Genomic DNA, 17461 nt, shown 5'->3' with positions numbered 1-17461 from the left:
TTATACTGTTACTTGATTTCCTAAGTTTTTAATTAACTCATCTGCAAACTCAGAGCATTTTACTTCTTTCGCTCCATCCATTAAGCGAGCAAAATCATATGTTACTACTTGAGAAGCGATTGTTTTTTCCATTGATTCCATTACAAGCGCAGCTGCTTCAGTCCAGCCTAAATGTTCTAGCATTAACACACCTGATAATAATACAGATGAAGGGTTTACTTTGTCTAGACCTGCATATTTAGGAGCAGTACCATGTGTTGCTTCAAAGATTGCATGTCCAGTTTCATAGTTAATGTTAGCACCCGGTGCAATACCAATTCCACCTACTTGCGCAGCTAAAGCATCAGAAATATAGTCACCATTTAAGTTCATTGTTGCAACTACGTCAAACTCACGAGGACGAGTTAAGATTTGCTGTAAGAAGATATCTGCAATTGAATCTTTTACGATAATTTTGCCAGCTGCTTCTGCTTCTGCTTGTGCTTTATTTGCAGCATCTTTTCCTTCTTTTTCAACGATGCGGTCATATTGAGCCCAAGTAAATACTTTATCGCCGAATTCTTTTTCAGCTAATTCATAACCCCAGTTTTTGAAGGCACCTTCAGTAAACTTCATGATGTTTCCTTTATGAACAAGCGTTACAGACTTACGACCGTGTTCGATTGCATAGTTAATTGCTCCGCGAACTAAGCGCTCTGTACCCTCAGATGATACTGGCTTAATTCCAATACCTGATGTTTCAGGGAAACGGATTTTATTAACGCCCATTTCAGTTTGTAAGAAGTTGATTAACTTTTGAACTTCTTCAGAACCTTTTGCATACTCGATACCAGCATAGATATCCTCTGTATTTTCACGGAAGATAACCATGTCCGTATCTTCTGGACGTTTAATTGGTGATGGAACACCTTCGAAATAACGTACTGGACGTAAGCAAGTAAACAAATCTAACTCTTGACGTAAAGCAACGTTTAGTGAACGGATTCCTCCACCTACTGGCGTTGTTAATGGTCCCTTAATCGCGATTATGTACTCACGAATAACATCTAATGTTTCAGCTGGTAGCCACTCGCCAGTTTCGTTGAATGCTTTTTCCCCTGCTAATACTTCTTTCCAAACAATCTCTTTTTCGCCATCATATGCTTTTTCAACAGCTGCTTCTAATACACGAGATGCTGCTGCCCAAATATCCGGACCAATTCCGTCTCCTTCGATATATGGAATTACTGGATTGTTAGGTACATTTAATACTCCGTTTGTTACCGTAATTTTTTGTCCGTTTGTCATAAAAATAACCCCCTTGAAGTTTTAAAGCTTAATAGATTAATAGCTTATTATAAAGTGCTCAACTTACGCTGAGCACTTTCTTACATAAAAGTTAATCTCTTTGCTCAATCGGAATATACGCTTGCTTTCCTTCGCCGATATAATCGGCACGTGGACGAATTAATCGATTGTTTGAATACTGTTCTAAAATATGTGCTACCCAACCTGATACGCGGCTTACAGCAAAGATTGGTGTAAACAAATCATGATCAATTCCTAGACTGTGATAGACAGAAGCGGAATAGAAGTCTACGTTTGGTGGTAGCTTCTTCTCACTTGTAACAATCTCTTCAATCTTTACAGACATTTCATAAAGAGTAGAGTCTCCAGCTTGTTTTGTAAGCTTCTCAGACATCTCTCTCAAATGTTTAGCACGTGGATCCCCTTGCTGATACACTCGGTGACCAAAGCCCATAATCTTCTCTTTATTTGCTAACTTACTACGAATATACGGCTCTGCATTTTCTACCGTTTCAATATCAGATAGCATTTTCATAACGGCTTCATTTGCACCACCATGAAGAGGTCCTTTTAAGGCTCCGATTGCTGCTGTAATACCAGAATAAATATCTGAGAGAGTTGCCACACAGACGCGAGCGGTAAATGTAGATGCATTTAGCTCATGGTCAGCGTGTAAGACAAGTGCTTTATTAAATGCTTCAACTTCGATGTCAGTCGGTTCATTCCCCGTTAACATGTACAAGAAGTTGGCTGCAACGCTATAGTTTTCATTTGGTTCAATTGGATCCATCCCTTTGCGAATGCGTGAAAAGGCTGTTACAATTGTCGGTAATTTGGCTTGTAGGCGAACTGCCTTACGATAATTAGCTTCTTCATCCATTAGGTCTGCTTCTGGATCGTACAAGCCAATTAGTGATACAGCTGTTCTTAAAGCTGCCATTGGATGAACGTCTTTAATTGGATATGTTTTGAAATGATTTAATACTTCATGAGGTAATTTAGCATTCTCTGCTAGTAACCTAGAAAAAATAGATAATTCTTCTTTATTTGGTAATTTTCCATGCCAAAGCAAATAAACTACTTCTTCAAATGTAGCATAGTCTGCTAAATCATCAATATTGTAACCACGATAAGTTAGCGTGTCGTCAATAATGGAGCTTACCGCTGAAGTTGTCGCAACAACTCCCTCTAAACCTCGAGTCGCAGTCATATTCCCATCTCCTTTACAGAAAAGATTTCCCCATACACCCTATTGTACATACAAAAATAAATTATATTGAGCGTTGGCTCAATTCCACATCACATAAGACATTTCTATAGAAGCACAGCATTCCTCATAGGCTTTTCTTAAGACCCTGACAAAAAAGAAAATGCTTACATTTTCGTATTGCTAAATAACATAAAGAAATTATGCTATCTAGCATGCTTTTTAGTTGTTTGATCGTATACGTTATATCATACAATTGTATGTAATGAGATGCGGCTTCAAACTATATTATAAACAATTATCTGACTTTTGTGAATGAAAAGAGTAAATAAATTTTAAAAAAATTGTTATTATAAAAAAATTTCCACTAAAATAACTCTGTAATTTTAATAAATAAATAGGCAATTCCTGCACCAATCAGAGGACCTACAGCAACCCCTTGAAATAGCGTCACAGCTAGGATTGTACCAAATACAAGAGCCGTTGTAATATGGGGATCTTCCGACAATAAAGTCAGTCCATATTTAGCAATAATTGCCACTAAAATTCCTGCAGCTAATGCTACCCAAGCATATGACGACTTAATAGCTTCTCCCAATTGTTTAAAACCAATATCACCTGTTGCAATCGGCACTAATACCGCAACTGTAATAACGGTCACACCTAGATTAATTCCTTTAGACTGTAGATAGGGAAATACCTTACTGTCTAGACCTATTAATTTAATAACTAATAGAAAACCTACAGCGATAATTAACGACTGATTTTTTGCAATCAATCCTATAACCAATAAAATAGCTAAAAACATAACTGGTTGTGAAAACATTCGTTCATCCTTCCTTTCATTACTTTCATGCTTATTTTGATCTTATTTTCTAGTGAAAAACCCACTTTTTTCTTTTCACTCTTTCATAAAAGTTGTAAAATACTAACAAAACTATTTTTAAAGGAGGTTGTTAACTGCTTGCCTAAAATCTATTGGGTTCGTTTTTTACGAATCGTCATCTTATTGACTGGTTTAAGCGCCACACTTATAGTCATTTATTACCTTTCAACGCTGCTTTATCCATTCATCATTGCCTTTATTATTGCACTCTTCATGAATCCAATCGTAAACTTTTTTGAGCGTACGTTAAAGTGTAAACGCTACATTGCTGTTCTTATTTCCATCATGCTTATTTTTTCCATTCTAGCAGGCTCGATTACGCTATTAGTGACTGAAATAATAGCCGGTACAACCTATCTAGCAAAAGTCGTTCCAACTAATTTTGAAGCCGTCATCGTATACATCGAAAACTTTATTGCCAGCAAACTGATTCCTCTTTATAACCAAATTGCTTCAATGTTTAACAGCTTAAACCATAACCAACAGGAAACTATTTTAACAAATATTCAAAACGTTGGCAGTAGTATTACAACAACTGTCGGAGACTTTTTACAGCGACTTTTACAAGCGATCCCAACTTTTCTCGGATGGCTCCCTAACATCGCAACTGTTGTTATTTTTTCCTTACTTGCTACCTTCTTTATCAGCAAGGACTGGAATCGTTTCCTTGCATTTAGCAAAAGCTTTTTACCACCAAAGGTGAAACAGAGTAGTGAAGCTGTAATCGGAGAGCTAAAAAAAGCACTTTTTGGATTTATTCAAGCTCAACTTACGCTTATTTCCATCACAACGATCATTGTTCTTACTGGTCTACTCATTTTACGAGTTGATTATTCAATTACTATCGCTTTACTTATCGGCTTTGTAGACTTACTACCTTATTTAGGAACCGGACTCATCTTCGTGCCTTGGATTATTTATACGTTTACAACTGGAAATATCTCCTTTGCCGTTGGTTTATCTGTTTTATACTTAGTGGTTATCGTACAGCGCCAAATTATGGAACCTAAAATCCTATCATCGAGTATTGGATTAGATCCTTTAGCTACTTTGATTGCTTTGTTTGTCGGCTTTAAATTAATTGGTTTTCTCGGATTAATTGTTGGGCCCATTTTATTGGTTATCATTCGTACGCTACACTCAGCTGGTGTATTTACAGATATTAAAAATTTTATTATTGCAAAATAAAAGTGTGCTTCATGAGAGAGTTTTTCTCATTGATAGCACACTCTTTTTTTAGTCGGTACCCTGATTTTCATTCTTAGCGAATAATCGTAAACCTTCCACGATTTTGAAACAGTCGCTGGAATAACTTCATAACAGTTGGTTTGATAAACTTTCTTGTTGCAGGAATAAGTAGTAAAAAACCCGTTGTATCGGTAAAGAAGCCCGGTGTCAATAGTAAAAGACCGCCGATTAAGATACAGAGCCCATCTACAATTGCTTCACCGGGAACTTGGCCAGAATTCATTTGCTGTCGTGCTTTGTGTAAGGTCTTCATACCTTGCTTCTTTGCTAAATAAGCTCCTAATATTCCCGTTGCTAAAATCAAGAAAAATGTTGGTAAAATACCAATTTTCGAACTTACTGTAAGCAATAATGTGATTTCAATAGCAGGGATAATAATTAAAATTGGAACGAGAAATTTCACCGTCAACTCTCCTTAATATCTGACTATAGAAAAAGAGAAGGTAAAGACCTTCTCTTTTTCTTAATTATACCTTACAGAATGCTTGCATGGCCATTGTATACAACGCCACGAGCTGAATCTACTGTAATGTCTTGTCCATCTTTAAACGTAACTGTTGCGCCTTCTACGCCTACAATGACAGGAATGCTTAAGTTTAGCCCTACAACAGCTGCATGGCTTGTTAAGCCACCTTCTTCTGTAATTAATGCACTTGCTTTTTCAACTGCACTAATCATGTCGCGGTCTGTGCTATTTGTAACTAAAATTGCGCCTTCTGTCATTTTTTCGTTTGCTTCAGCTGCGCTTTTCGCAATAACTACTTGCCCAACCGCTGATTTACGACCGATGCCTTGACCCTTTGCTAATACATCACCTACAACTTGTACTTTCATTAGGTTTGTAGCACCAGATTCTCCAACAGGTACACCTGCTGTAATAATAACTAGATCTCCTTGAGATACAATGCCCGTTTTTACTGCGTCGTTTACAGCATGCTCTAACATGTCATCAATATTTGTGCAACGCTCACCTACAACTGGTGTTACTCCCCATACTAACGCTAAACGACGAGCTACTGAATCATTTGCTGCTACCGCTACGATTGGAGATTGTGGACGGTATTTTGAAACGATTTTTGCCGTATATCCGCTTTCAGTTGGAGCAACAATTGCACTTGCATTTAAGTTAAGTGCCGTATGTCCTACAGATTGACCGATTGAATCTGTAATAGATGTACCTACTCGCTTGCTGCGTTGTTGTAAGATTTCACGATAGTTTAGAGCTTGTTCTGCACGTGATGCAATCGAATGCATTGTTTGAACAGCTTCGATTGGATAAGAACCAGCAGCAGTCTCACCGGATAACATAATTGCATCTGTACCATCAAAGATTGCGTTCGCTACGTCACTTGCCTCTGCGCGAGTTGGGCGTGGGTTACGTTGCATAGAATCCAGCATTTGTGTTGCTGTGATAACAGGTTTACCAAGCTCGTTACATTTTCTGATTAAATCTTTTTGTACTAACGGTACTTCTTCAGCAGGAATTTCTACTCCTAAGTCACCACGAGCAACCATTAAGCCATCAGACACTTCAAGAATTTCATCGATATTATCGACACCTTCTTGGTTTTCAATTTTTGAAATGATTTGAATGTGTGGAGCATTGTTCTTTTCTAATAGTTCACGAATTTCTAATACGTCAGACGCACGGCGAACGAAAGATGCAGCGATGAAATCAACACCCTGCTCGATTCCAAACACGATGTCGTTTGCATCTTTTTCTGTAATACCTGGTAAGTTTACACTTACGTTTGGTACGTTAACACCTTTTTTATTTTTCAAAGTACCTGGGTTTAGTACTTTTGTTTTGATTTCACCAGCAGCTTTATTAACTTCTAATACTTCCAGTCCAATTAAGCCATCGTCTAACAGGATTTTAGAACCTGGGTGTACATCTTCTACTAGACCAGGGTATGTAATTGAGAACTTTTCAGTTGTTCCTACTACTTCTTGCATAGAAACGATGATTTCAGAACCTTCTTCTAAATCAATTGCACCGTTCTCCATTGTATTTGTACGAATTTCCGGACCTTTTGTATCAAGTAAAATTCCGATTGTTTTCCCTGTTTTTTTAGCAGCTTCACGAATGTTAACAATACGTGCACCATGCTCTTCGAAATCACCGTGTGAAAAGTTTAAACGACAAACATTTAAACCAGAGTTAAATAGTTCAACTAACTTTTCTACACTTTCACTTGCTGGACCAATAGTACCTACAATTTTTGTTTTACGCATTCTATCTTCCTCCTATATAGTGGTATAACCAAACTTCTCAAGTAATTGTACAAACCTAGCACTCAAAGTTACTGGACTAATCACCTTTTACTTTACATGTTAACAGCAATATGTAGCTTAGTCAGGCGATGATATGCTCTCTTTAAACCAAAGAAAGAACTATTATGTAAGCAGTAAATAGACTATCACAACACATGATGTATTGTACACTCATAGCATAATTTTACCCTTAACTAGTTGTTTTTTTACTACAATTCACTTGGTTTATCTAATGATTTTACTATTCCCGTCTATCTGACAAGCATGCCTATAAAAATTGGTTTTAGACATTACAATAAAAGAAGCGGGTTGCTTTTCCTACAACAATGTATTTTAAATCCATTAGAGGAAAATGCAGGCTTCTTCTTAAGAATCCTATAGGGTTTTGCTGTCTATAAAATACCATGAAGAACTATGAAACACAATAGAGAAGCGCTATTGTAGAAACGAGAAAATGCACCCCCTATCTAAGTAGAGGATGCTTCGTTGTTTATTTCACACCGATGGCATCGGTTTCAGCTGAAAACTGTCCGATTTTTTTGTATTTTTCATAGCGTTCTTCAACTAATTGCTCTTTTGTTAATTTTGTTAATTCTTGTAAAGAGCTACGAATCGCTACTTCCATATAAGCTGCTTGTTCATCAATATTACGATGAGCTCCACCTTTGACTTCTTCCACAACCTCATCCACAATGCCTAGTTCTTTTAAATCTGGTGCCGTAATTTTCATTGTTTCTGCTGCTTGCTTAGCAAGCGTTGCATCTTTCCACAGTAAGGCAGCAGCACCTTCTGGAGAGATAACAGAGTACGTGGAGTTTTCAAGCATATGAAGATGGTTCCCTACACCAAGTCCTAATGCTCCTCCACTTCCTCCTTCTCCAATAACAATACAAACGATAGGTACAGTTAAGCCAGCCATTTCAAAAAGGTTTTTTGCGATGGCTTCACTTTGTCCTCTTTCTTCCGCTGCTTTTCCTGGGTAAGCGCCTTTTGTATCAATAAAGCAAATAATTGGTCTGTTAAACTTTTCAGCCTGCTTCATTAAACGTAATGCTTTACGATATCCCTCAGGATGTGGCATTCCAAAATTGCGACGAATATTCTCTTTCGTATCTTTACCACGCTGATGACCAATAACCGTGACAGGTACACCTTGGAACTTAGCGATTCCTCCTACGATGGCTTCATCATCACCATAATAACGGTCACCATGACACTCTAAAAAATTAGTAAACAGCCTTGAAATATAATCAAGCGTAGTTGGTCGTTCAGGATGACGCGCAATCTGCACACGATTCCATGGGCTTAAGTGGTTATAAATATCTTTTTCTACTTTTTCCAAGCGCTTTTCTAGCTTTTCAATCTCTGTTGATAAATCAACATCGGTGTTTGTTGCAAATTCCTTTAACTCTGCAATTTTATTACGCAATTCCACGATTGGACGTTCGAATTCTAATTCACTTACCACTGTACGTCACCTCCTACATGAATGTCTAAAATATTCGTGAGCGTTTCTTTTAAATTGTGACGCGCCACAACCGCATCTAATTGACCGTGCTTTAATAAAAATTCTGCAGTTTGGAAATCCTCCGGTAGCTCTTCTCGAATAGTTTGCTCAATAATTCTTCGACCTGCAAAACCAATTAAAGCACCCGGCTCTGCTAGATTATAATCTCCTAACGAAGCAAAACTAGCGGATACGCCTCCCGTTGTAGGGTGCGTCATGATGGAAATAATGAGTCCACCTTTATCACTATACATTTTTAACGCTGAGCTTGTCTTAGCCATTTGCATTAAACTTAAGATACCTTCTTGCATCCTAGCTCCACCTGATGCTGTAAAAATAAGAAACGGTACGCCTAAATCCTTTGCTTTTTCGATAGCTCTTGTAATTTTTTCACCTACAACAGAGCCCATGCTTCCCATTCTAAAATGTGAATCCATAACGGCAACGACTACTTTTAAACCATCAATGTCTCCTTCACCCGTTACAATAGCTTCACTAAGGCCCGTTTTTTCACGGTCTTTCTCCAACTTTTCAACATAATCGGGAAATTCTAAAGGGTTTTGAGAGCGCATTGTACGATCATATTCAATAAACGTACCTTCATCAATTAAGCTACTAATTCTTTCTTTAGCAGTCATTTGGTGATGATGTCCGCAGTTTAAGCACACTTTTAGATTTTTATTAAGCTCTTTGGTGTACATAATTTTTTTACATTTTTTACACTTCGTCATAATTCCTTCCGGTACATCTTGTTTTAGGTGTTCTGATGGAACTGAAGCATACTTTTTCTTCTTTGTATTCTTTGCATTTTTTGTATTTTTAGTAAATAAATCTCTTAACAAAGTGTAACCTCCTTTTGATCCTTTTATCTAAAAGAACCTGTCTTCGTATCCTTTGCTTATCATGCAATAAGCATCAGTCTGAAACCAATAGAGCGTCTATCACCTATTATTTCAAAATAGGTTACACAATCGGTGCAAACAGACCATGAGACCATGAAGTATGAATCCACTCATAATTCCTTCATTTTGTGTACTAATTGATATTTACTTTACAAGAAAAGTTGTACATTTTGTGTAGAAACATGCAACGTGCTATTCGACATTTTGTGAAGCATCACAAGGATGATACCATCCTTTATGAATCGCAAAAACGTCATGCTCGTTTCCTTGTTTAATAGCATGAATTAATAACGCAATTTGGGCTTGATTTTGCGTCATTGTTGACTGTTGAAATGTATAGTAAAAGTTACTAACAATTAGCCAAATGCGATGTAACAATCGATTATGTTGAAGGCGAAATAACTGCTCAAATAGCTGTTTAATTGTTAAGGTTTGATGATCTAGCTGATCAACAATGCTTTCATTATTCTGTAGTATAGATTCTAAGCATGCTCTTTCTAACATATATTTCGTTTCAATTAAGTCTTCTTTTGGTTTGCTATCATGCAAGAGAAACGTTGCTAAAATCTCGATAAGCTGATGATCGCCTACTTCTTTAATAAACGTGCCTTCCCCCCGCCGTGTTTCAATAAGGCCTAGCAACTCCAATGCTCGAAGCGCTTCACGCACAGAAGAGCGACCCGCATTTAGTCGCTCTGCCAACTCTCGCTCTGACGGAATTTTATCTCCTGTTTGCAGCTGATTAGACTGCATCAATTGCCGAATTTGCTTTAAGATTTCTACATAAACTTTTGACCGTTCATTCATCAACCTATTTTTTCACTCACCTTATCCACTTAGTATCCAAACAGAATTTTTCGCTGTATCACTTTATTCAATGATAGCCAAACGCTGCGTTTTTAATGCAATTTCATTTGGATCAACCTGTAACCTCGCAACACCTGTTTCCATCGCTGCTTTCGCCACAGCAGCTGCTACTGCTGGTGCAACTCTAGTATCAAATGGTGCGGGAATAACATAATCTTCATGTAAATCGTCTGATGAAATAAGGCTTGCAATTGCTTCTACCGCAGCAATTTTCATCTGTTCATTGATATGAGTAGCCCGTACATCTAGGGCACCACGGAATATACCAGGAAACGCCAGCACGTTATTCACTTGGTTAGGAAAATCCGATCTCCCTGTCCCAATTACCCTTACACCCGCACTCTTTGCTTCGTCGGGCATAATTTCAGGCATTGGATTAGCCATTGCAAAAACAATTGGATCCTCATTCATCTTTTGAATCATCTCTTTTGTCAGAGCCCCTTCGACAGATACACCAATAAAAACATCCGCTCCAGAAAGCGCATCTTCTAAGGTCCCAGTTACTTTTTGACGATTGGTATAAGCAGCTACCTCGTCTTTTACCTGATTCATCCCAAACGATCTACCTTCATAAACTGGACCTTTTGAGTCACACATAATAATGTCGCGCACGCCATAGCGATGCAATAATTTAATGATGGCAATCCCTGCGGCTCCAGCACCGTTGGCTACTACCTTCACTTCTGACATTTTTTTATTTGCTAGTTTTAATGCATTTACCAAGCCAGCTACCGTTACAATTGCAGTTCCGTGCTGATCATCATGAAAAATAGGAATATTGGTTTCTTTCTTTAAGCGTTCCTCAATTTCAAAACAATTTGGTGCCGCAATATCCTCTAGGTTTACTCCACCGAATGTTGGTTCTAATAGCTTTACTGTCTCTACGATTTGGTCAATATCTGTGGTCTTTAAACAGATAGGAAACGCATCTACTCCGGCAAAGCTTTTAAATAATACTGCTTTACCTTCCATTACAGGTAAAGCTGCTTCTGGACCGATATTTCCTAACCCTAAAACCGCAGTTCCATCAGATACCACTGCAACCATATTTCCTTTCATTGTATACTCATACACATTATTCACATCATCGTAAATTTCTTTACAAGGCTCAGCTACCCCCGGTGAATAAGCTAGGCTTAAATCCTGAGCATTTCGAACAGGGATTTTTGACTTAGATTCTAACTTCCCTTTATTAATACGGTGCATATGCAGTGCTTCTTCACGTAAAGACATGAGCTCACTCCTCATTCGATATAAGTATACATATAGCTATTAATTAGAAACGATGCAGTTAAGCAATAAGCGCTCATTTTCATTGCATCTGAGTAAATGTAAAATTAAGTAACAGTGGTCAGACCACTTTTTTTAACTTCTTTACAATATAACATCATCTACAATCTGTAAAGACTATAGAGTTTTTACAGCCACATTTTCATCTCCAAGTAACGCTTTAAATTGTGTAATAACATCCCCCTCTAGTGAGATAAAGTAGTCGGACGTTAAGCGTAATAATCGCTTCTCTGACTCATAGTACACCAGAACGGGTACATTTCCTTTAGCGCTATGAATTTTTTTATAAATATCACGAATGACTTCATCACTTTGGGCTGATGGCTTTACACGTAAATATACTTCTTGTTTCGGCAGCTCTTCTTCAACTTCCTTCGCTAAATAAATTTCTTGTGCAACAATTTGTCGCTTATTGGTTCGAATATCGACTTTACCTTTAATCAATACGACTTCTCCAACGTTTAACAACTGCTTGTATTTCTCGTAGCTTCGTGGAAACACTACTGCATCGGCATCGTCTGTTTCATCACTAATTGCAAGGAAGGCCATTTGCTCACCTTGTTTGGTACGAATGATGCGCTCATTTGAGATAAGTCCAATAATTGAAACTTGTGCTCCATTTTTACACTTCGCAATATCGCAAAGAGGGATTGTAAAATGAGCTTCCATTAACCTTTCATATTGAGAAGCCGGATGATTAGATAAATAAAAGCCTACTGCTTCTTTTTCACGTTCCAAAATTTCTTGCTCGCTGAATTCGTCTACTATTATGTACTTTGGCTTTAGCGAAAAACCCATGCCAAAATCATCTTGTGGATCAACCAGCTGGGCATGTTCGAAAGCTACGTCTATCGTTTCAATAAGCGTGGCACGATTTTCACCAAACTCATCGAAACAACCGGCATTAATCAGCGTTTCAAGGATTTTTTTATTAACAATTTTTGTCGATACGCGCATACAAAAATCAAATAGGTCTTCAAACGGCTTATTCTTTCTCTCATTGAGAATTTCTTGAACCACTGTTCCGCCAACATATTTAATTGCTCCTAAACTAAAACGAATCTGTTGCTTTTCTACATTGAAAGCATACGCACTTTGATTGATAGATGGAGGCAAAAGAGCAATCTTTCTTTTCCTCATTTCTTGAATGTATTGCTCACTTTTTGATTGATTTCCAATCGCACTGGTTAATAAAACCGCAAAGAACTGAAGGGGATAATGTGCTTTTAAATAGGCTAAATAGTAAGTAATAAAGCTATATGCAACGGCATGGCTCCTGTTAAATCCGTAGTTAGCAAACTTAACAATTAAGTCGTAGACTTGTTCTGAGACTTCTTCACCATATCCCTGTCGTTTACTACCTTCGATAAAATGCTTTCGCTCTTTTTGGAGCGTCGCACTCTCTTTTTTACTGACCGCTCGCCTTAAAAGGTCAGCTTCCCCTAATGAAAATCCGGCCATTTTCGAAGCGATTTGCATAATTTGCTCTTGATAAACAATGACTCCATACGTGGTTTGTAAAATTGGTTTTAGCACATCATGAACATACGTAACTTTTTCTAAACCATGCTTTCTTTTAATATAGGTTGGAATATGCTCCATCGGTCCAGGACGATACAAAGCATTGACCGCCACTATATCTTCTAGTTCTGTTGGTTGTAACTCTTTTAATACTTTGCGCATGCCGTCTGATTCTAACTGAAATATTCCAGTTGTATCACCACTTGCTAAAAGCTGAAACGTCTTAGCATCTTGCATGGGAATATCTGGTAGCTTCTGCCTTTCTCCTGTATCTCGCTCCACTTTTGCAAGAATATAATCAATTAACGTTAAATTACGGAGACCTAGAAAATCCATTTTAAGTAAGCCGATATCCTGCAGTGCTTCCATTGGGTACTGAGTGAGGTACACATTATGCTGACCCTCTTGAATAGGCGTATACGATGTAAGCGGCTCGCCACTAATAACAACGCCTGCAGCGTGAGTTGACGTATGTCTTGGAAGCCCTTCTACTTGCATTGCTAATTGCAAAAGTTTTTGTCTAATAGGCATAGCTTGAATATACTCACGTAAAGGCTTAGACTGTGCAACTGCTTGTTGTAACGTGACCCCAGGTTTAGATGGTAGTAATTTAGAAACAACAGAAAGATCTTCCTTATCCATTCCTATAACTTTTCCCACATCGCGAATGGCCGCCTTAGTCGCTAGAGTGCCGAAAGTAATAATTTGAGCAACATGAATCTGACCGTATTTTCCAGCCACATATTGAATGACTTGGTCACGTTTATTATCTGGAAAATCAATATCAATATCAGGCATTGAAATGCGTTCAGGGTTTAGGAACCGTTCGAACAACAAGTCATGCTTAATTGGATCAACATTGGTAATTTCTAAAACATAAGCAACTAAAGAACCTGCTGCTGAACCACGCCCCGGCCCTGTAATAATTCCATTTTTGTGCGCATACTGCATAAAATCCCATACAATTAGAAAGTAGTTGCTAAACTTCATCTGTTGAATGACACTAAGTTCATAGTCTAATCGTGCTGCATATTCAGGGGTGACTGTACTTAAACGCTTTTTCAAGCCTTCTTCGCACAGTTTTTGTAAATAGCTATCCGCCGTATCCTGACTGTTGGGGATTGGATAGGACGGAATCATCATTTTACCGAGTGAGAGCTCAAGGTTGCACCGGTCAGCTATACGATTTGTTTCGTATAAAGTGGAAAGAACGTCTGTATAGAGGCTTTCCATTTGAGACTGTGATTTAAAATAATATTCTTTGCTGTTCCTATCTTCCTCTATCATATCTTGAAGCATATCACCTTCACCTATAGCCTTTAGGCATTCATAGGCTTCATAATCTTCTTGAACCAGGTATTTTACGTCATTGGAAGCCAGTAACTTCACATTCAATTCTTCTGCTAATTTACAAAGTTCCTCATTCAAAACTTGCTCGTGATCTCCGTGTCGCTGAAGAGACAAATAAAAATTTTCTTCTCCATATACATGTTTAAAAAATGCAATAGTTTGTTTTGCTTCATCCAGCTTATTATCCAAAATAAGCGATTCAATTTCTCCAGATAGCCCAGGCGTAAAAGCGATTACGCCTTCTTTATAATGCGGTAACCACTTTTTTTTCACGCCGTTCTTTTCTTTTGTTTGAACAAGGCTGCTCAACTTTACTAAATTTTCATATCCCTTCTCATTCTGAGCGAGTAAAACAAGCGGATAAGAAAACGCTTCATCTTCTTGCTTTAGCACATATAAAGTCAAACCGATGATTGGCTTAATGCCAGCTTTTTTGCACTCTTTATAAAAAGGGATAGCTCCGTACATCACGTTTTCATCCGTCAGAGCAACAGCTTTATAATCTAATGCTTTTGCACGTTCGACCAGCTGCTTAATTCGAATCGTGCTATTTAAAATGCTATATGCACTTTTTAGTTGTAGATGAACAAAAGGCACGAGTCTTCCCACCTTCTTTTTATGTATTTATGTCCATTATAAATTTTGTTGTTCTTCCATACAAATTACATAACTTGTTTTGTTTGTCCATATATATGAATTACAGCAGAAATGATAGAAAATGTGCAAAAGGAGGGAGAAGATGAAAGAGCCCTTTATGTCATTGTTTATTTGGAGCTACTTCACTTCATTAGGTATTATTCTTGGCGGTGCTTTAATTGGTTCGTTTGCAGGGTTTTTAATTGGTAAATCTCCATTTCACATCATGTATACATTAAGTAACAGCTTAAAAATTTGGGCGATTGTAGGAGCTATTGGAGGCACGTTTGATACATTCTATAGTTTTGAACGTGGCTTGTTTGAAGGTGCTACTAAAGATGTCGTAAAACAAATCTTGCTAATACTCTCAGCAATGGGTGGGGCTCAAACAGGGGCACTAATTATTAAATGGTTGACACAAGAGAGCTTAGGTTTATGAGGGTCCCAAACAAACGTCTATATAAGCGGTCAGACTTAGAACGCTTTTTCGCTGGATTAGTTATCGGTGCCATTATTAGCTGGGGCGTTTTTTTAATTATTTATGGTGAACTACAGCATGAACAAACAAAGTCATTAGTGCAGCTGGAACAGAAGCTAGAAAGAGCAGAAAAAAACAGTTTAATTTGGCAAGAGGATGTACGAGAATTAAATAAAAAGATGAAAAAAAACATTTTGATTCAAGAGGTGAAAGTAAACTTAACAAATACGAAGCAATATAAATTAGGTTCCCTCACTTCTTACCACCTTCAAGCTAGCGTTGAAGAAGAAGCACTACATTTAATTGCTCAAGACATTGAGAGTGCGTATGACGCACGAAACGTATTAAAAAAAGCGATTGAAAATAAAAAATATGAATTCGATAAAATGATTTACGAAGTCGAAGTGCACCAAATTTATTTCTACACCACTTTATCAATTGAAATTCGGATAAAGAAAGTAGAGAAAGTCATGTAAAACAGGCGTACTAGGAGAATGTACGCCTGTTTTAACATTTACTGAAATAGCGCTTCTAAATCTTGAAGCAGTGGCTCAACCTCATCCCAAGAATAAATGGAAGCACCAGCTGCAAGTGGATGACCTCCTCCTTTATACTTACGGGCAATCGTGTTGATAACCGGACCTTTTGATCTTAATCTTACTCGAATTTGATCTTCTTCTTCCACAAAGAATACCCATACCTTCATGCCTTCAATATGCCCTAATGAACTAACTAACTGCGATGCATCTGCTGGCGTTACGCTGTATTTCTCAAGAATTTCTTTTGGTATTTTCATATACCCAACCCCTGAGTCTGATAGAGAGAAATTTTGAAGCACATACCCATGTAAATGCGCCACGTTTGCTTTCGTTTTATACATCTCATCATAAACATCCTTAAATTCAAAATCATATTGAATTAAGTCGCTTGCGTAGCGGAACGTCTTAGGCTTTGTGCTTGGAAATAAAAAGCGACCTGTATCTCCCACAATTCCGCTAAAAATTAACTCAGCACCGCGGTCATTTAATGTAAGCCCGTCTTCTTTACCATGAAGGAAAAATTCATAGATCATTTCGCTTGTTGAACACGCTTCTGTATCCACCCATAGTAAATCTCCGTACTGGTCTTCATTCGGATGATGATCAATTTTAATTAGCATTTTCCCTTTTGCATACCGCTGATCACAGACTCGTTCCTGATTGGCTGTATCACATACAATAACAAGTGCATCTTCATACACTTCATCAGCAACATCATCCATTCGATATAAAAACTTAAGAGATTCTGCTTCTTTTCCTGTTACGTAAATCTTCTTTTCAGGAAAAGATGTTTTTAACAGCTCCGCTAACCCACATTGAGAACCATACGCGTCAGGATCTGGCCTTACATGACGGTGAATAATAATTGTATCGAAACCTTTAATTGCATCTAAAATTTGTGTTTTCATCTAGCAGCACTCCTATCGGTAAATTAGCAAACTATTTATGTACCAAACCTAATAGCTAGTTCTATTAAATCATAGATAGCTAGAAGTTTAAAAGCAGAATTAATTAATACTAGAATTTTCTGGCATCTATCGATAGAATAGGAATAAGTAGTCTGTTACATACAGCTTAAAGAAAACGCATTCAGTACTATGAAGGTGAAATTGTTTAGATATCTTACAACCAATAAATAATTATTTTCAAAAGGAGCTGAATGAATTAATGCCTATTCTCGCCATTTTAATCGTCATTTCATTTGTCTTTTATTTCTATTTAAAAGTCAAATATGTCCGCTCCAAACGTCCTATTGAACGCAAGTGGATCTCTGCAAAATCCAGTATTTCACTTGGAGCTTTTGTACTTTTCTTTGGAATTAATCAATGGTTTATTTATGCAACTACAACATCCCTCATTATCGGTATCATCTTTGCTTTATTTGGTCTCGGAAGTATTATTACAGGTATTCGCGCATACAGATATTACCTTCCTCTTGCTACGAAAGAAGCTCAAACGTCTTTATAAAA

General features: G+C 37.6%; 15 protein-coding genes. 4 read left to right on the top strand and 11 right to left on the bottom strand.

Annotation, left to right across the window (positions count from 1 at the left end):
- From icd to BFL01S_RS04075, 3 genes are all read right to left on the bottom strand, one after another.
- A complete protein-coding gene (icd, locus tag BFL01S_RS04085; protein ID WP_025907251.1) occupies nucleotides 1-1287 on the bottom strand; it encodes an NADP-dependent isocitrate dehydrogenase in 1287 nt (428 codons plus the stop codon).
- A 91-nt stretch (nucleotides 1288-1378) separates the two neighbouring features.
- Nucleotides 1379-2497, bottom strand: coding sequence for a citrate synthase (gene citZ / locus BFL01S_RS04080; RefSeq protein WP_061784959.1), 1119 nt, complete (start codon nucleotides 2495-2497; stop codon nucleotides 1379-1381).
- Between the two features lie 364 nt (nucleotides 2498-2861).
- On the bottom strand, nucleotides 2862-3320 hold the full coding sequence (locus BFL01S_RS04075; protein ID WP_025907255.1) for a DUF441 domain-containing protein: 459 nt from the start codon (nucleotides 3318-3320) through the stop codon (nucleotides 2862-2864).
- Between the two features lie 138 nt (nucleotides 3321-3458).
- On the opposite strand from BFL01S_RS04075, the gene ytvI reads away from it, so the two are divergent.
- Nucleotides 3459-4568 (top strand): sporulation integral membrane protein YtvI, encoded by a 1110-nt coding sequence (ytvI, locus tag BFL01S_RS04070; protein ID WP_025907257.1) that lies wholly within the window; start codon nucleotides 3459-3461, stop codon nucleotides 4566-4568.
- A 73-nt stretch (nucleotides 4569-4641) separates the two neighbouring features.
- Here the strand turns inward: ytvI and BFL01S_RS04065 are convergent, their stop codons facing one another.
- The 7 genes from BFL01S_RS04065 to dnaE form a co-directional block, all read right to left on the bottom strand.
- Entirely contained in the window at nucleotides 4642-5031 is a 390-nt protein-coding gene (locus BFL01S_RS04065; RefSeq protein WP_061784958.1) for an FxsA family protein, read from the bottom strand.
- Nucleotides 5032-5102: 71 nt separating this feature from the next.
- Nucleotides 5103-6863: a pyruvate kinase gene (gene pyk, locus BFL01S_RS04060; protein WP_061784957.1), complete on the bottom strand. Its 1761-nt coding sequence runs from the start codon at nucleotides 6861-6863 to the stop codon at nucleotides 5103-5105.
- A 529-nt stretch (nucleotides 6864-7392) separates the two neighbouring features.
- Nucleotides 7393-8370: an acetyl-CoA carboxylase carboxyl transferase subunit alpha gene (gene accA, locus BFL01S_RS04055; RefSeq protein WP_025907263.1), complete on the bottom strand. Its 978-nt coding sequence runs from the start codon at nucleotides 8368-8370 to the stop codon at nucleotides 7393-7395.
- Entirely contained in the window at nucleotides 8364-9251 is an 888-nt protein-coding gene (gene accD / locus BFL01S_RS04050) for an acetyl-CoA carboxylase, carboxyltransferase subunit beta (protein WP_025907266.1), read from the bottom strand. Before accD ends, accA begins: the two co-directional genes overlap by 7 nt.
- A gap of 252 nt (nucleotides 9252-9503) precedes the next feature.
- Nucleotides 9504-10118, bottom strand: coding sequence for a FadR/GntR family transcriptional regulator (locus tag BFL01S_RS04045; protein ID WP_174521177.1), 615 nt, complete (start codon nucleotides 10116-10118; stop codon nucleotides 9504-9506).
- Between the two features lie 63 nt (nucleotides 10119-10181).
- Complete coding sequence (gene ystJ, locus BFL01S_RS04040) at nucleotides 10182-11411, bottom strand: NADP-dependent malic enzyme (RefSeq protein ID WP_061784955.1); 1230 nt, start codon at nucleotides 11409-11411, stop codon at nucleotides 10182-10184.
- 174 nt (nucleotides 11412-11585) lie between these two features.
- Complete coding sequence (gene dnaE / locus BFL01S_RS04035) at nucleotides 11586-14936, bottom strand: DNA polymerase III subunit alpha (RefSeq protein WP_061784954.1); 3351 nt, start codon at nucleotides 14934-14936, stop codon at nucleotides 11586-11588.
- 142 nt (nucleotides 14937-15078) lie between these two features.
- Between dnaE and ytrH the strand changes: the two genes are divergently transcribed.
- Nucleotides 15079-15414, top strand: a complete 336-nt coding sequence (gene ytrH / locus BFL01S_RS04030; protein ID WP_025907274.1) for a sporulation membrane protein YtrH — start codon at nucleotides 15079-15081, stop codon at nucleotides 15412-15414.
- Nucleotides 15411-15929: a sporulation membrane protein YtrI gene (gene ytrI / locus BFL01S_RS04025; RefSeq protein WP_061784953.1), complete on the top strand. Its 519-nt coding sequence runs from the start codon at nucleotides 15411-15413 to the stop codon at nucleotides 15927-15929. The genes ytrH and ytrI overlap by 4 nt, the downstream gene beginning before the upstream one ends.
- Nucleotides 15930-15967: 38 nt before the next feature.
- On the opposite strand, the gene BFL01S_RS04020 is transcribed toward ytrI, so the two are convergent.
- Nucleotides 15968-16900: a DHH family phosphoesterase gene (locus tag BFL01S_RS04020; protein WP_061784952.1), complete on the bottom strand. Its 933-nt coding sequence runs from the start codon at nucleotides 16898-16900 to the stop codon at nucleotides 15968-15970.
- Between the two features lie 259 nt (nucleotides 16901-17159).
- Here BFL01S_RS04020 and BFL01S_RS04015 point away from each other — a divergent pair, with 259 nt between their 5' ends.
- Nucleotides 17160-17459: a YtpI family protein gene (locus BFL01S_RS04015; protein ID WP_025907280.1), complete on the top strand. Its 300-nt coding sequence runs from the start codon at nucleotides 17160-17162 to the stop codon at nucleotides 17457-17459.
- The last annotated feature ends 2 nt before the right edge of the window (nucleotides 17460-17461 follow it).

Source organism: Priestia flexa NBRC 15715, from assembly GCF_001591565.1.
Classification (GTDB): domain Bacteria; phylum Bacillota; class Bacilli; order Bacillales; family Bacillaceae_H; genus Priestia; species Priestia flexa.
Note: the sequence above shows the minus strand (reverse complement) of the source record. Positions and strands in the feature narration are given on the sequence as shown.

Excerpts from the sequence above, each read along its gene's own strand:
- BFL01S_RS04020 (WP_061784952.1), bottom strand. The coding sequence starts at position 16,900 with ATGAAAACACAAATTTTAGATGCAATTAAAGGTTTCGATACAATTATT.
- pyk (WP_061784957.1), bottom strand. The coding sequence starts at position 6,863 with ATGCGTAAAACAAAAATTGTAGGTACTATTGGTCCAGCAAGTGAAAGT.
- icd (WP_025907251.1), bottom strand. The coding sequence starts at position 1,287 with ATGACAAACGGACAAAAAATTACGGTAACAAACGGAGTATTAAATGTA.
- ytrH (WP_025907274.1), top strand. The coding sequence starts at position 15,079 with ATGAAAGAGCCCTTTATGTCATTGTTTATTTGGAGCTACTTCACTTCA.
- BFL01S_RS04045 (WP_174521177.1), bottom strand. The coding sequence starts at position 10,118 with ATGAATGAACGGTCAAAAGTTTATGTAGAAATCTTAAAGCAAATTCGG.
- ytrI (WP_061784953.1), top strand. The coding sequence starts at position 15,411 with ATGAGGGTCCCAAACAAACGTCTATATAAGCGGTCAGACTTAGAACGC.
- BFL01S_RS04015 (WP_025907280.1), top strand. The coding sequence starts at position 17,160 with ATGCCTATTCTCGCCATTTTAATCGTCATTTCATTTGTCTTTTATTTC.
- ystJ (WP_061784955.1), bottom strand. The coding sequence starts at position 11,411 with ATGTCTTTACGTGAAGAAGCACTGCATATGCACCGTATTAATAAAGGG.
- citZ (WP_061784959.1), bottom strand. The coding sequence starts at position 2,497 with ATGACTGCGACTCGAGGTTTAGAGGGAGTTGTTGCGACAACTTCAGCG.
- BFL01S_RS04075 (WP_025907255.1), bottom strand. The coding sequence starts at position 3,320 with ATGTTTTCACAACCAGTTATGTTTTTAGCTATTTTATTGGTTATAGGA.